Origin of the sequence: Cobetia amphilecti (genome assembly GCF_032923285.1) — a bacterium.
Classification (GTDB): domain Bacteria; phylum Pseudomonadota; class Gammaproteobacteria; order Pseudomonadales; family Halomonadaceae; genus Cobetia; species Cobetia amphilecti.
On sequence record NZ_CP136695.1, the window covers coordinates 2,425,213 to 2,439,829 of the forward strand.

A 14,617-nucleotide genomic window follows, 5' to 3' on the forward strand; every position below is an offset into this window, starting at 1 on the left:
CCACGAAGCGCGGCCAACTACCACTCTCCAGCACGCGCTCTCATACACGTAAAGGCAGCGGATGGGCCAAGCCATCTGGCGAGAGCAATACCTTGGATGCCGCTCGCCTTCTTCTGCCGTCAGCCTGTCATCAGCATGGCGCCTATCTTAGCGATGTTTTCTGACAAGATAAAGATAATTACATATTACGTAATACGTAATTTACGATACGGATAGAACTATAAATTCATGATTACGCGCCTTATCTTGAATTATCATGGTCGTAACGTCACAATCAGCCCCAAGGACAGGCCAAGCTAGGACAGAACAGGGAAGGGCAGACAAGAGAAGGACAGGGGCGCCACAGAGCGGCGCACGCCTGATATGACGCCCCAGACGGGCCATATACAGCCAAGATGCTGCAACGGGAGTTGATCGGTGGAAGAAAGCACGCATGACGGCATCACGGCGCTGGTCGGACATCTGGAGGGCGAGCTATCCAGAGCGCATCAGCATGCCCAGCTGACGGCCGCTGACGAACGCTCACTGATTCGCGCCCGCACGGATGTCGAAGCCGTGGCCGCCTGGCTCAACGAATATCGCCACAGCGCTCAGACGCTGCGCGCCTACCGCAAGGAGGCGGAGCGCCTGCTGCTATGGCTCAAGGCCGAGGGAGAGCAGGGCAGAGAATCTGCCCTGGCCAGTCTGGATCGCGAACGCCTCGAGCACTTCGAGGCGTTTCTGGCCGACCCTCAGCCTGCAGAGGTCTGGATCGGCAGCGTGCGCGCCCGCAAGCATCCGCAGTGGCGACCCTTTCGCGGCCCGCTGGCCCCCGCCAGCCGCCGTCAGAGCCTGGTGATCCTGCAGGGCATGTATGCCTGGCTGATCGAGGCCGGCTACCTGTCACGCAATCCGTTCCGCCTAATGCGCGACAAGCGGCGCATGGACAACCGCACGCTGCGCATCGAACGCTATCTCGAGCGCCCGCTATGGGACTGGCTGTGGGGGCGTATCGAAGCGCATTGCGAGGAGCTGACACCGCTCGGTGCTTCACCTGAGGATGAGGTGTCCCGCGAGCGCTTCGTGGCCGAGCGCCAGCGCTTTCTGTTCGCGTTCGCCTATCTGATGGCGCCACGCATCGCGGAGATGGCCGCCGCGAGGATGGGCGATATCGTCAAACGGGAAGGCCAGTGGTGGTGGCGCGTGATAGGCAAGGGGGCCAAGCTGGCCGAGATTCCGCTGCCGCCGCCGATGCTCGAGGCGCTGGTTCGCTGGCGACGCCTGCGCGGGCTCAGTGATCTGCCGCAGGTGCTGCCCGCCGACGAGTCGCTGCCGCTGCTGGCGCGCCTGGATGGCACGACACCGCTCGGCGACAACCAGCTCTACCGCTTGATCAAGCAGACATTCACACAGGCTGCCGCTGACATGCGCCAGCGAATCCAGAGTCCTGGCGACGCCAGCGAGCTGATGGCACGCACCCTCGATCAGGCAAGCCCTCACTGGCTGCGCCACACCGCGATCACCCATCAGGCACAGGCCGGGGTAGAGCTGCGCTTTCTGTCGCGCTCCGCCAGACACTCGCGACTGGATACGACATCGCGCTACCTGCACGCCGAGGACAGCGAGTGGCAGCAGCAGATGGCCAGACATTCGCTGGCGACGCCAGGCCATCCGCCTGAGGCGCCAGAACACGACTCATGAGCGCTGCCACACGCGCTCATGCCCGAAGGCGCCGTGCGTCCGGCGAGGTCAGGCGTTATCATGGCGACAGCGTATCTTCAGACACTTTGCAGTGACATCATCGGGAGTCAGCATGAGCGACGCGCAACAAGCGCAGGCGGAACTGGTCGAGGAATTCAGCTTCTTCGACAACTGGATGGACCGCTATCAGTACATCATCGACATGGGCAAGGCGCTGCCGGAATACCCGGAAGCGCTGAAAGGCCCTGAGACCAAGATCGACGGCTGCCAGTCCAACGTCTGGATTCATCCTGAAGTGCGTGGCGAAGGCAGCGAGCAGCGCCTGCATTTCCAGGCGACCTCGGACGCCGCCATCGTGGCAGGCTTGATCGCCGTGGTGCTGCGCATCTACAACGACCGGACGCCGCAGGAAATCGTCGCCACCCAGCCGACCTTCCTCAACGAGCTCGGCCTCGACAAGCACCTGTCGCCGACGCGCTCCAACGGCCTGCATGCGATGCTCAAGCGTATCTACGGCGTCGCCGAGCTGCACGCCAACGCCTGAGGCCTGGCGCTTTAGCTCTGATGCTTCAGGCCTGACGCTTTAGCTCTGGCGCTTAAGGTCTGGGCCGACACGAGTAACGCAAGACGCCCGCCATTCCAGTCTCGAGATTTCGAGCGGAATGGCGGGCGTCTTTTTTGGGTTTTTCTCAAGAATTTCTCAGGGCTTTCTCAGGTCGTTCGGCAGGGCGTCTGCACACCCTCAGCGATGCTCGCGCACCTCCAGCACATGCGTCATGGCCTGATGCTGACCATCCCAGACATAGCGCAGGTGTGGCCCCTGAATGGGGATGCTGACCGCCGGCGGACGCAGGATGGCAGCGCACTCGGCGCTTGCATCCACCTGAGCGTGGCGCACGCTGGGGTAGAGCAGGCCAAAGCTGCCAGCCTCTCGCAACCTGGCGGCAAAGGCCTGGCCGGCAGGGTAGCTGGCCATGTCTGGCTGACAGAGGGCGTCATGGCCCTCGCGGATATCATGCAGTGGCTGCGTCACGCGATTGACGTAACTGCGCATGGTCATTTCCTGACTGGGCTGCGCAGTATCGGCCAGAAAGCGTGCCATGTGGAAGCGAGTCTCGCTGATCGCGGTATCCAGCGTACTGGCGCAGTAATAGACCCCGAAACTGCCATCGGTGAAGCGCGAGGCACGCCCAATGTGCGTGAAGGCTGCCATCACCGGCGTGGAACCCGGCCCGCTGATGCGGTCTTGCGGCGCGACACGGCTCAGCTCGCCGGCTTCTTCGCGCAGACGGTCATTGGTCAGCGCCTCGATGGCAAACGCCATCTCCAGCTCATCAGGCTCGAGAATATCCTCGAATACCGAAATGGGCGGGAAGGCGCTGGAGATCACGCGCCAGGCGTTCTGCCAGTCCGGCAGCGTCAGCGCGGGAAGGGCGGAGTCATCGACATGCTTGCCTTCGCTCGTCCATTCGCTCATCCACGCACTCCGTCGAGATAACGGCGGGTGTCGGCCAGCGAGACCACCTGACCGGCCAGCATGTAGTCCAGCGCACTCTGGCCATTGAAGGGCGCCGCACGATTGGGGCGACGTACCCATTCATGGGCCATCTCGGGCGTATTGCTGAACAGGATGCGCAGGGCCTTGTGAATCCCCATCACGTAGGAGATACGCTCCAGGGTGTCGTTGGGCAGGCGCACTTCCGGCAGCTTGCGATACTTGTGATAGGTGGTGGTACCGATGCCCCCCAGCAGCACGCGCTGATCCGCCGCGCTGCACTGCCACTTCTCCATGATGTTGAAGAAGGACTTGAGGGCAACGCGGCCCGCACTGGGGCTGGTCGGGGACACACGATCGAGGGCGGCTGCGGTGGACATGACATTCTCCTGCTGACTGACGATGGCGTCACAGCTGACGCCATACACATGTGAATAATAACACAGAAATACTTCACATGCGTACAGCCAGCCGCAAGACTCCGCCGCTCGCAGGGCACTCGACCCAGTCACTCACAAGGCGTATGCCCTCAAGGCCTGGGCGCGTCGTCCTGATCATGCGCATCACAGCAGCTGGCAGACGAGGCGTGACCCTTGCGCGGTGGCACAGGGTCCACGCCACCCGGCCCGCCCAGCGGGTGGCAGCGCGACAGACGCCTGGCCGTGAGCCAGCACCCCTTGAGGGGCCCATGCACCTTGATGGCCTCCAGTCCGTAACTGGAGCAGGAAGGATAGAAGCGACAGCGCGGCCCCAGCAGCGGGCTGAGCACCAGCTGATAGCCGCGCAGCAAGCCGGTCAGCAGGCGCGTCATGACCGACGTCACGCCGCGCCTGAGGGAGTGGCGACGTTCAGGCGTTGCCATACAGGGTGTTCGGGTCAATGATCGGTGCATCGGTAATCTCGGCACCTTCAGCATCCAGGCGCCAGTAGAAGCAGCTCTTGCGCCCGGTATGGCAGGCAGGACCTGTCTGATCGACCTTGACCAGCAGGGTATCGCCATCACAGTCCAGATGTGTACTGACCAGCTTCTGCTGTTGGCCCGAGCTCTCGCCCTTGCGCCACAGCTTGCTGCGCGAGCGTGAGAAGTAGCACACGCGACCGGTGGAGAGCGTCTCGCGCAGGGCTTCAGCGTTCATCCACGCCATCATCAATACCTCACCGCTGTCATGCTGTTGCGCGATGGCGGGAATCAGGCCGTCGCCATTCCAGGGCAAGGCGGCGATCAGTGTCTCCAGCGCGACCTTCTCGCCGATATCGGCATTCTCCAGCGATTTGAGCAGTTCATCCTGTGCCATCGAGGGTGTTTCCTTGCAGAGTCCATATCGAAGCCCCTCAAGCGTCATGTCACGCTGGCAGGGGCTCACGCAGTATCAGTATCACAAGCCGCGAATCAGCGACGCAGCCCGCCACGGGCGCTGCGCCAGATGAGCGACAGCAGGTAGGCGACACCGGCCACCAGCACGATCGTCGCGCCGGCGGGCAGGTCGAACTGCCATGAGAGCGCCAGCCCACCGGTGGTGAAGGCCATGGCCGCCAGACTCGCGATCACGATCATCATGCCCAGTGAGCGGGCATGATGGCCAGCAAGCGCGGCAGGCAAGGACAGCAAGGCCAGCACCATGATCAAGCCCACCGCCTGCAACAGCAGCACGACGGTGATCGCCACCATCACCAGCAGCAGCAGGTAGAGCGTCTTGACCGGCACGCCCCGCAGACGCGCGAACTCTTCATCGAAGATCACCGCGGTCAGCGGGCGATGCACCAGCAGCAACACCAGCGCCAGACCTCCCACCATCCAGGCCAGGGTGCCGATGGCATCCGCGGGCACCAGCAGCAGGTTGCCGAACAGGTAGCTCATCAGGTCGACCTTGTAACCCGGGGTCTGACTGATGAACAGGATGCCGGTGGCCATGCCGATGGCCCACAGCGCACCGATGACGGTGTCTTCCTGATCAAAGCCCTTGAGACTGATGTAACCGATCAGCAGGGCGGCGAGAATGGCGCTGATGAAGGCGCCGACCAGCGGGCTTGCGCCCATGAAGTAGGCGATCCCCATGCCGGCAAGCACGGTATGGGCGATACCCCCGGCCAGATAGCCGATGCGGCGTACCACGACATAGGGGCCGACCAGACCGGCCGCAAGACTGGCCAGCAGGCCGGCGAAGAGGGCGTTCTGGAGAAAATCCTGGCTGCCCAGGGCGGTGATGAAATTCATGTAATGTAAGCCTAGAGCGCAGAGCGGGCGACGTGAAGGAAGTGAAACAGGCCAGACGGACAGTCACCGGCCGCGACATCAGTGATGGTGATGGATCATCTGGACGTTTTCACCATAGAGTCGCTCGATCGATTCAGCGGTGAGCGTCTCGGTGTCATGGACGATCATCTTGCGGTTGAGGCAGGCGACCCGATCGACGTAATCGCTGATGAAACCGAGATCGTGACTGATCACCACCACGCTCATGCGATTGGCCAGACGATTGAACAGCTCGAACAGGGAGCGCTCGCCATCGCTGTCGACACTCGCGGTGGGCTCATCCAGCAGCAATAGCTGAGGCTCGGCCGCCAGGGCGCGGGCGATCAGCACACGCTGCAGCTGACCGCCGGAGAGGGCATCGATATGCCGACGGCGCAGATGACTGATACCGACTTCTTCCAGCACCGCACCGATCGCCTCACGGTCCGCGCGTGGCCAGGGACCCCACTGACGACGACGCCCCTGGCGCCCCATCAGCACGACATCTTCCACGCGGATGGGGAAGCGCTTCACGAAGTTGGCAAACTGCGGCACATAGCCGATATGGCGCGCGGCGGCCTTGGGCGTGCGCCCCAGCACCCGGACACAGCCAGCCGCCGGCTTGTGAAGACCGAGTATCAGCTTGAGCAGCGTGCTCTTGCCGCCACCGTTGGGCCCGATCAGTCCCACTATCTCGCGCGCGCCGACCTGAAAGTCGACATCGTCGAGAATGACCTGCTCGCCATACCGGAAGGTCACGCCGCGAATATCAATGGCATCCGGTGCATCTGCCGGCACCGGGCGAAAGACCGGTCCGACACTGCGCCCGGTGGCTGACGCCTCCGGATGGCTGTCCGTGCGCGGGCGCGCGACGGAGATGGGGCTGACCATGACGTAAGGTACCTCGTTGCAACGCAGAAGGGCGCATGAGCGCCCGTCTGACTTTTCGATGGGGCAGGGCATTGTGCAAGATCAGACGATATGCGCAATACCCGGCCGGCAATTACTGGCTGTCAGTCAACTCGAAACCCGCTTTCAGCGCTTCGGTGGCGTGCTTCAGGTTGTCGAGATAGTCCTCTGCCAGCGGGTCCAGCACGGCCACTTCGGCCTCCAGCGAGCTGGCGATCCGCTTGGCCGCCGTCTGGGAGAACTGCCCCGAGACGAAGATGGTGCCGATGTTCTCATCCTTGGCACGCGTGATCAGCGTGGCCATCTCGCGCGGCGTGGGCTCACGACCACTGACTTCAATGGCATGCTGCTCGAGCGAGTAGCGGTCCGCGAAGTAGCCGAAGCTGGGATGGAAGATCAGGAAGTTGCGGCCCTTGTAGGGGGCCAGCGTCTGAGCGATCTGCGCATCCAGCTCGCTCAGAGTCTTGAGCAGACGCTGCTCATTGGCATCGATCTCGCTGGCATGCTGTGGCAGGCGTGCCTCGAGCACCTCGGCGGCACGCTCGGCGACGGTCTGCATGCGCTGCGGGTCCAGCCAGAGGTGGGGGTCGGCTTCGCCGAGGTCCTCATCCTCGTCATGCTGGGCACCATGCTCCTGATGATCAGCGTGCTCATCGTGGTGCTCGCCGTGATGTTCTTCGTGACCTTCGTGCTCGCCGTGATGCTCTTCGTGGGCCTCATGATCAGCATGCTCGTCGTGATGCTCGTCGTGCTCATCATGATCGTCGTGATCACCATCGTGATGCGCGTCCTGCTCATGAGCATGCGCTTCATCATGACCGTGGTCATGCGCCTCACCACTGCCGAAGTGACGTGTGTTGAGACCCTCTTCCAGATGCACGACCTGCATCTCGGCGTTGTTCTTCACCAGGCGCGGCAACCACACCTGCTCGAAGGGCACACCGATGGCGAGATAGAGCGGAACCGTCGACAGCTCGGCCACCTGGCGCGGGGTCGGGTCGTAGGCGTGCGGGCTGTCGCCCGGCTTGACCAGCGTGGTGATCTCGACATGCCCACCGGCCAGCTGATCGACCATCCACGCGATGGGCGGCACGCTGACGGCCACATGCAGAGGGGCGCTGTCCTGGGCGTGGGCGGCAGGCGTCGCGAACGCGGAAAGCGCGCCCAGCACACTCAGCGGCAGGGCACGCGCAGCCCGCAGACCCAGCGTGCGCTGGACCCGGGACAGCAGCTTTTCACACAACACTTGGCGAGACGCCAGGGGAGAGCCCGCATGCATACTCATGACACCACTTCCTTTGCTAGTGATCACGGCATGATGCGGGCAGGACGTGCCGAGAACCGGCACGCCAGGACCGCCATCAGCCGCGGTTGAACGAGAGTCGCTGGCCGTTGGCCACCGGATTGACGGTCTTGCCGTCATAGGCTTTCACGCCGTTGACGAAGGTCGCATCGATACGCGCCTTGAAGGTCACACCATCGAAGGGGCTCCAGCCACACTTGTAGAGCACGTTGTCACGCGTGACGCTGGTCTCGCCATTGAGGTCGACCAGCACGAAATCTGCGAAGGCCCCTTCACGGATATAGCCGCGATCGACGATGGAGAAGCGATCCGCCACGTTGTGGCTGGTCTTCTGCACCAGGGTCGCCAGGTCATAGATGCCGTCCTGAACCTGGTCGAGCAGTGACAGCAGGGCATGCTGCACCAGCGGCAGGCCGGAAGGCGCCTTGAAGTACGGGTTCTGCTTCTCTTCCCAGGTATGCGGTGCGTGATCGGTGGCGATGATATCGATACGGCCATCCATCACGGCAGCGCGCAGGGCGGCACGGTCTTCGGCGGTCTTCACTGCCGGGTTGCACTTGATCAGGCTGCCACGGGTGTCGTAATCGGCGTCGCTGAACCACAGGTGGTGCGCGCAGACTTCGGCGGTGATCTGCTTGCCCTTCATCGGGCCGGCCTTGAACAGCGCCATTTCCTCGGCGGTGGTCAGGTGCAGGACATGCAGCTGGGTACCGTTGCGGGTTGCCAGGTCGATCGCCAGACGCGAGCTCTTGATGCAGGCTTCGCGCGAGCGGATCAGGCCGTGTTCGGAGAAGGGCACGTCTTCCCCGAAACGCTCACGCCAGCGCGCCTCGTTCTCGAGAATCATCGGCGTGTCTTCGCAATGCGTGACGATGGGCGTCGGTGCATGCTTGAAGATGCCTTCGAGAATCTCCGGATCATCGACCAGCATGTTGCCGGTAGAGGCGCCCATGAAGATCTTGATGCCGCAGGTCTGGTTCGGATCCAGCGTCTTGATCGCTTCCAGGTTGTCGTTGCTGGCACCCAGATAGAAGGCATGGTTGGCATGGGCACGACCGGCCGCCACGGCAAACTTGGCTTCCAGTGCATCGCTGTCCAGGGTCGCCGGCTTGACGTTGGGCATGTCGAAGAAGGTGGTGATCCCCCCGGCCACGGCAGCAGCAGACTCGGTGGCGATGTTGCCCTTGGCGGTCAGGCCCGGCTCACGGAAGTGCACCTGATCATCGATCATGCCCGGCAGCAGATGGCGGCCGGCGGCATCAATCACTTCGCGTGCATCGAGGTGAGACAGGTCGCTGCCGATGGCGTGAATACGCCCGTCCTTGATGCCCACATCCTGAGTGGAAATGGTGCCTTCGTTGACGACTTGCGCCTGTGAGATGCGGATGTCCAGCATGTGACGTCCTCCGTGGGAAGCAAATGTTATATCGTATCAAAAGCGCTCGCAAGCGCCGTTCACTGAGCGTTTTCTGCCATGGCAGCTGCCTGAGAGGTGCAATCCTGGCAACGCCCCTCGAGTTCGATGGTCTGACGTTCGATCGAGAAACCATGGCGATCGGCGCTGGCGACTAGCCGGGTGCCGAGATCGTCATCATGCATTTCCTCGACACGACCGCAGCCGCGGCAGATCAACAGCTGAAAGCCGTGCTGATGTTCCGGGCAGTGGCAGGCAAGGTAGGCATTGAGTGATTCGATGCGATGGACGAGGCCCTGTTCGAGCAGGAAGTCCAGTGCACGATAGATCGTGGGAGGGCGGGCAGCGCCATGTTCCTTGGCGAGCTGATCCAGCAGGTCATACGCCTTGAGTGCGCCATGACTGGTCGCGATCATTTCCAGTACACGTCGCCGAATCGGCGTAAATCGCACACCGCGCGCCAGACATTGACGTTCGGCCTGGTCGATCAGCGAAAGTGGCTCTGGCATGAAGAATCCTGAGTGTCGTGAATCCCGGATGTCAAAAGGCGTCAAGCGCGATGAGGGCAAGTGCGTCAGCGCGCAGCCTGAATGACCAGATGCTTATTCTAGGGCAAATGGGCCATGACGGGCCACCGGCAAAGGCATCGGGGCCGTGTGAGTCACGTAAAGGCAACGCACGGCGCAGGGGCCGACATGAAAGCGTGGACAAGCGATCAATATGATATAACATAACAATTATCGCTTTCTGGTCGCGGTGATAGACCCGCGACCATCCTGACAGGAGGAATTCATGGCCCAGTTCGAGGCGCTGCACCCACCCCTTCACACACGGCCCGAGCCACGCCTGGCAGCCAGTTCGTCACCTTCGACCCTCGCGTCGGCGCCAAGGCCTGCGAGCCATTGGAATATCGGTCACGAGGCACATGACCTGGGAGCCATCTTCGACCCCGACATCAGCCTGGCCGTGATGCAACGCCGCATCGATGCGGCATTGAAGATGGCGGTCAAGGCTCAATCTTCGGGTGCCTACCCGCTGCGCATGCGCTGGCGCGGCCCGATCAGTGATCTGCGTGAGGCGCTGGAGCGCTACCTTCCGGCACCGGATGCCGGGGCTGCGCTGATAGAGGATATCCGTGTGCTGGGTGAGGCCATGGGCGAGCTCTTCGAGGTCAAGGATATCGGCATGCGACTGGAGATGACTCAGAGCGCCATGTGCCCGCGCTTTCATGTCGATCGCATCCCGGTCAGATTGGTGACGACCTACGACGGCCCGGGCACCCAGTGGCTGCCGGACCATGCCGCCGACAGACTGGCGCTGGGCCACGGCCAACCCGGCCATCAGGACATCTGCCTGGCCCCCGGCGAGATACATGAACTGCGCCCGGGCAGCCTGGCGTTGCTCAAGGGCGAGTGCTGGCCGGGCAACGAAGGGCGAGGGCTGATCCATCGCTCACCGGTGGTGCCCAATGGTAGTCGCCTGATGTTGAGCATGGACCCCGGCTGAGCAAAGGCTTCGCTTGCGACTCACCAAACAGAAACACCCCGCCAAGGCGGGGTGTTTCTGTCTTTCCACACACTGGAGCAGTCGATCAACCAAGGCATCGGTCAGCAGAACAGTCGTTCGGCAGGCCCAGGGAGACCGGCATCAGTCCGCGATGGGCGCCATGCCGACATTGGCGACATCTTCCTTGCTGCGCGAGAAGTGCTTGCGCGCAAAGGCGACACGCTCGGCGACCGGCACGCCGTCGGGCTGACGCTCGATCAGCTCGAGCCGCTTGCGCAGGCCCTCGCCATTGGCCATCTGGATGGCCAGCCCCGGTCGGGCGTTGAGCTCCAGAAGCATCGGGCCATGGCGACGATCCAGCACCATGTCGGTGCCCAGATACCCAAGTCCGGTCATCTCGTAACAGCCGGCAGCCAGCTCGAGCAGGGTGTCCCACTGCGGCACCTTGAGCGAGAAGATATCGTGCCCGGTATCAGGGTGCGCGAACTGCGGGCGATCGTACTGCACGCCGCGCACCGCCCAGCCACTGCCGATATCCAGCCCGACACCGACCGCGCCCTGGTGCAGGTTGGCCTTGCCATCCGAGGCCGCCGTCGACAGGCGCATCATCGCCATCACGGGATAGCCCTTGAAGACGATGACGCGAATGTCCGGCACACCCTCATAGGTGAACTCGGCGAAGGCCTGATCGAAGGAAATCAAGCCTTCGACCAGCGCCACGTCCGGAGAGCCGCCCAGCGAATAGAGCCCTGACAGGATGTTGGAGACGTGGCGCTCCATGTCGGCACGCGTGATGCGCGCGCCGCTGGGCTTCACATACTCTTCGCCATCATGGTGCTCGATGACGAGGATCCCCTTGCCGCCTGAGCCCTTGGCCGGCTTGATCACGAAGCCCGCGTGATCGCGCACCATGTCGACGACGCGCTCGACCTCGAACTGGCTGGCGACCTTGCCGATCATCTCCGGCGAGGCCAGGCCGTACTTCTGACACAGCAGCTTGGTCTGCAGCTTGTCATCGACCAGCGGATAGAGGCGGCGGTCGTTGTATTTCGAGATATACCCGATGTTGCGGCGATTCATGCCGACAACCCCCCGGGCGCGCAAGGCGCCCGGCGTGGTCCAGTTGCGCGACCAGCGATTCAGCCATGACGAGAGCATCTCAATCCTCCGTCAGCGGCTTGAAGCGGCGCAATTCCAGCAGACGATAGCCGGTGTAGTTGCCGAGCAGCAGGATGAAGGCCATCAGCACCAGTTGCAGACCGAGGAAGTTGAAGGTCAGGTGACGCACCCACGGATTGTTCATCGCCAGATAGGCCAGCACGGCGGTCAGAAGGCTGCCACCACCTTGCTTGAGCACTTCCTTGGGACCTTCTTCTTCCCACAGGATCGACATGCGTTCGACAGTCCACGACAGGATGATCATCGGGAAGAAGGTGATGGTCAGGCCGGCGTTCAGACCAAAGCGATAGGCGAGTACCGAGAAGATGGAGATGATCGCGATCACCGTGATGATGACCACCGAGACCCTCGCCACCAGCAGCAGGTTGAGCCGTGACAGGTAACTGCGGATCACCAGGCCCGTCGCGACGATCAGCAGGAAGCCGATCAAGCCGGTCACCAGACTTGTCTGGATGAAGGCGAGGGCGATCAATACCGGCATGAAGGTACCGGAGGTCTTGAGACCGACCAGTACACGCAGCAGCACCACGACCAGCGCGCCGATCGGGATCAGCAGGATGGTCTTGAACAGCGCCTGCTCTTCCAGCGGCAGGGAGTGGATCGAGAAGTTGAGCAGCTCGTCATTGGCCAGCTTGTTGCGCACCGCGACGGCCGCCGGCTCGTTGTGACGGATCATCGAGAAGCTGACACGGGAATTCACGCCGCCTTCGACTTCCAGCATCGGCGCGCCACGACCTTCCCACAGCAGCAGGTTGTCCGGCTCACCCTGCTTGCCGGTTTCCGGGTTGATCAGCACCCAGTCGGTGTTGATGTCTTCAGCATCGGCGGCCTCGACATCCACCGCCTCGTTGCCTTGCGGCGTTTCGGCGAAGACCTGCAACCAGGACGAGACCGTCTGGCGACGACGACCGTCTTCCAGGCTCAGGCCGCTGACCAGACGCGCACTGACACCGGCCTCATTGAGCAGGCGCAGCATCAGCTCGGGACGCTCGAACTGGGTCAGCAGCAGGCGCGCATTCTCGCCCTGACGCTGATTGTCGAACTGCTTGATCAACTCACGTGCGAAGGTAAAGGAATCGGCACTGCGCTCACGGGCCTGATCGATGACCTGGGCCGCGGCGGTATCGTAGGGACGCTCCCAGGAGACTTCCTGAGGGGCCGGCAGGCGCTTGATGGCCGCAGGCGTCGCGTTGTCGGACTCCAGCATGGTCACGGTGTAATACAGCAGCTGCGAGCCTGCCGCTTCACGGATCGACCATTCGGCACGACGGCCCGGCAGGTCATCCAGATAGGACAGCCCGAAGCCCGAGGACGCCGTGTTCTCGGTCAGGACGCTGTAGCCTTTCTGGTTTTCCGGCAGCGCCAGCGACGCCTTGACCGGACCGCCAGTGGCCGTGAAGGCCACCTGGGCTTCGATATCCCACACTTTCTGCTGTGCACCGGGCACCCAGGGCACATCAAACGAAATATGGCGATAGGCGGTCAGGCCCACACCGATCAGCATCAACAGGCCGACCAGAAGATAGAAAGCAAAACGCGACATGGGAGTCCTTGAAATGTCTGGAGCAGTCATGATGGCTCGGTGGAGCACCGAGCCATGTCAGGCAGCGAAGCCGGGCAGAGGAGACAGGAGGGCGCTTGCCACTCAGTCGCGGTTGCCTTCGTTCGGGTCCTCGTCCTTGGCCGCTTCGTTACTGGGGGCACTGCCCGGGTACTCCGGACGTGCATTGATGAAGGTACGGCTGACGTCCACCGCAGCGATGTCCATCATGAAGCGACGGCCCAGCAATACCGGATAGGTGAGATCACGACGATCATTGAGGGTGAACTCGACCTTCTGCTTGATGTCACCCAGCGTCATCAGCAGGCTGACGACGGGACGCTCTTCGCGGCCGGAGGCCTGGATGATGGTCACCGTGCGGCTGACCTGGGCTTCGACCCACTTGTCACGATCGCCTGACACGAAATACTTGCCGTCATCCCGCAGTGCGAGCTTGAACTTGACCCACTTGGCGCCGTCGCGCTCGAATTCGGTGATATCACGCGCCGACAGCGACGAGGTATTGGCACCGGTATCGATGCGTGCCTTGAAGTAGCTGCTGATGGTCGGGAAGCCAACCCACTCGACGCGCCCAAGCAGGGTCTTGTCGAGGATGGGGTTGTCGGTCACGGCCTTGCAGGCTTCCACGGCCTGCGGCTGTGCGGGCTGCTCCATCTCGGCATGGATCTGGCGCAGCTGGCTGCCGACTTCTCGCACGTCACGACGCAGAGAGCGGCTCAGCGCCTGCTGGTCGGCAAGTTGCTGCTGTTGGACGTTGCATTGGCCTGCCAGCTGCTCCTGCAGGGCATCGATGCGCTGTGAAAAGGCATCTGGCGTCAATACCGGTTTCTGCGGTTGCGGTTGTGCCGGGACGCAGCCGGCCATGACGACGACACTGGTCAAGGTAACAGGCAATAGCAGCTTGCGGATCAGCATAGGGGAGAAGGTTCCTGTTCAGCCTTGCTGCCGCTCTACAACCTGTGTGAACGGCAGACATAATTCTTGTCCATCGTCAGTCAGTCAGCACACTGACCCGACGATGCCTGGGTATTCCCTTGTATAGCTTGGGCGTTATAGCACCGAAGCGTTACTGGGGGCGATCATACGTAGCCCGAATGGTGACTGTCCATGTTTCAGCACCTGACGCCGAGCCATTGCCTGCGATTCACCAACGTAGCGATCACTTTCTGTCGCCAGTCGAGGACAGACCACACGAGCTCCCGCCAGGCGTGGGTCAGGGCCGCTGTCAGCTGGCTGGACGTATAACGCCAGCTTGGCTTGCGTCGCCTTCAGGTGACGAAAACCTTGATGGAATCCAGCCCCCAGACAGGAGCAGCCTTCGCGGCAGTTTGCACAGC

Annotated in this window: 15 protein-coding genes; 3 read left to right on the forward strand and 12 right to left on the reverse strand. The window is 62.4% G+C overall.

Features of this window, described 5'->3' with window-relative positions; genetic code table 11:
• Nucleotides 1-417 precede the first annotated feature (417 nt).
• Nucleotides 418-1,680: a tyrosine-type recombinase/integrase gene (locus R1T44_RS10370; RefSeq protein ID WP_225346676.1), complete on the forward strand. Its 1,263-nt coding sequence runs from the start codon at nucleotides 418-420 to the stop codon at nucleotides 1,678-1,680.
• 112 nt (nucleotides 1,681-1,792) lie between these two features.
• Nucleotides 1,793-2,224 (forward strand): SufE family protein, encoded by a 432-nt coding sequence (locus R1T44_RS10375; RefSeq protein ID WP_054556665.1) that lies wholly within the window; start codon nucleotides 1,793-1,795, stop codon nucleotides 2,222-2,224.
• Nucleotides 2,225-2,422: 198 nt separating this feature from the next.
• Here the strand turns inward: R1T44_RS10375 and R1T44_RS10380 are convergent, their stop codons facing one another.
• The 9 genes from R1T44_RS10380 to R1T44_RS10420 form a co-directional block, all read right to left on the reverse strand.
• Nucleotides 2,423-3,157 (reverse strand): RES family NAD+ phosphorylase, encoded by a 735-nt coding sequence (locus tag R1T44_RS10380; protein WP_225346677.1) that lies wholly within the window; start codon nucleotides 3,155-3,157, stop codon nucleotides 2,423-2,425.
• Entirely contained in the window at nucleotides 3,154-3,555 is a 402-nt protein-coding gene (locus R1T44_RS10385) for an MbcA/ParS/Xre antitoxin family protein (protein ID WP_052384668.1), read from the reverse strand. Before R1T44_RS10385 ends, R1T44_RS10380 begins: the two co-directional genes overlap by 4 nt.
• A gap of 149 nt (nucleotides 3,556-3,704) precedes the next feature.
• Entirely contained in the window at nucleotides 3,705-3,986 is a 282-nt protein-coding gene (gene yidD, locus R1T44_RS10390; protein ID WP_206752250.1) for a membrane protein insertion efficiency factor YidD, read from the reverse strand.
• Between the two features lie 37 nt (nucleotides 3,987-4,023).
• Nucleotides 4,024-4,470, reverse strand: coding sequence for a phosphoribosyl-AMP cyclohydrolase (hisI, locus tag R1T44_RS10395; protein ID WP_225346678.1), 447 nt, complete (start codon nucleotides 4,468-4,470; stop codon nucleotides 4,024-4,026).
• Between the two features lie 95 nt (nucleotides 4,471-4,565).
• The gene (locus tag R1T44_RS10400) at nucleotides 4,566-5,390 is read right to left on the reverse strand and encodes a metal ABC transporter permease (protein ID WP_043334239.1); all 825 of its coding nucleotides are present in this window, start codon (nucleotides 5,388-5,390) and stop codon (nucleotides 4,566-4,568) included.
• A gap of 78 nt (nucleotides 5,391-5,468) precedes the next feature.
• Nucleotides 5,469-6,299, reverse strand: coding sequence for a metal ABC transporter ATP-binding protein (locus R1T44_RS10405; protein ID WP_082388762.1), 831 nt, complete (start codon nucleotides 6,297-6,299; stop codon nucleotides 5,469-5,471).
• Nucleotides 6,300-6,411: 112 nt separating this feature from the next.
• Nucleotides 6,412-7,602: a metal ABC transporter solute-binding protein, Zn/Mn family gene (locus tag R1T44_RS10410; RefSeq protein WP_317291956.1), complete on the reverse strand. Its 1,191-nt coding sequence runs from the start codon at nucleotides 7,600-7,602 to the stop codon at nucleotides 6,412-6,414.
• A gap of 76 nt (nucleotides 7,603-7,678) precedes the next feature.
• Nucleotides 7,679-9,016, reverse strand: a complete 1,338-nt coding sequence (locus R1T44_RS10415) for a dihydroorotase (RefSeq protein ID WP_317291957.1) — start codon at nucleotides 9,014-9,016, stop codon at nucleotides 7,679-7,681.
• Nucleotides 9,017-9,075: 59 nt separating this feature from the next.
• Nucleotides 9,076-9,543 carry a Fur family transcriptional regulator gene (locus R1T44_RS10420; RefSeq protein ID WP_043334236.1) on the reverse strand — a complete coding sequence of 156 codons (468 nt, stop codon included), beginning with the start codon at nucleotides 9,541-9,543 and terminating at the stop codon, nucleotides 9,076-9,078.
• Between the two features lie 283 nt (nucleotides 9,544-9,826).
• Between R1T44_RS10420 and R1T44_RS10425 the strand changes: the two genes are divergently transcribed.
• Nucleotides 9,827-10,540: a DUF1826 domain-containing protein gene (locus R1T44_RS10425; protein WP_317291958.1), complete on the forward strand. Its 714-nt coding sequence runs from the start codon at nucleotides 9,827-9,829 to the stop codon at nucleotides 10,538-10,540.
• A gap of 141 nt (nucleotides 10,541-10,681) precedes the next feature.
• Here the strand turns inward: R1T44_RS10425 and R1T44_RS10430 are convergent, their stop codons facing one another.
• The 3 genes from R1T44_RS10430 to R1T44_RS10440 all read right to left on the reverse strand — a co-directional run bounded on the left by R1T44_RS10430 (nucleotide 10,682) and on the right by R1T44_RS10440 (nucleotide 14,195).
• Nucleotides 10,682-11,698, reverse strand: coding sequence for an alpha-L-glutamate ligase-like protein (locus R1T44_RS10430; RefSeq protein ID WP_043334235.1), 1,017 nt, complete (start codon nucleotides 11,696-11,698; stop codon nucleotides 10,682-10,684).
• Between the two features lies 1 nt (nucleotide 11,699).
• Nucleotides 11,700-13,262, reverse strand: coding sequence for an inactive transglutaminase family protein (locus R1T44_RS10435; protein WP_043334234.1), 1,563 nt, complete (start codon nucleotides 13,260-13,262; stop codon nucleotides 11,700-11,702).
• A 102-nt stretch (nucleotides 13,263-13,364) separates the two neighbouring features.
• Nucleotides 13,365-14,195 carry an ATP-dependent zinc protease family protein gene (locus R1T44_RS10440; RefSeq protein WP_054556656.1) on the reverse strand — a complete coding sequence of 277 codons (831 nt, stop codon included), beginning with the start codon at nucleotides 14,193-14,195 and terminating at the stop codon, nucleotides 13,365-13,367.
• Between the last annotated feature and the right edge of the window lie 422 nt (nucleotides 14,196-14,617).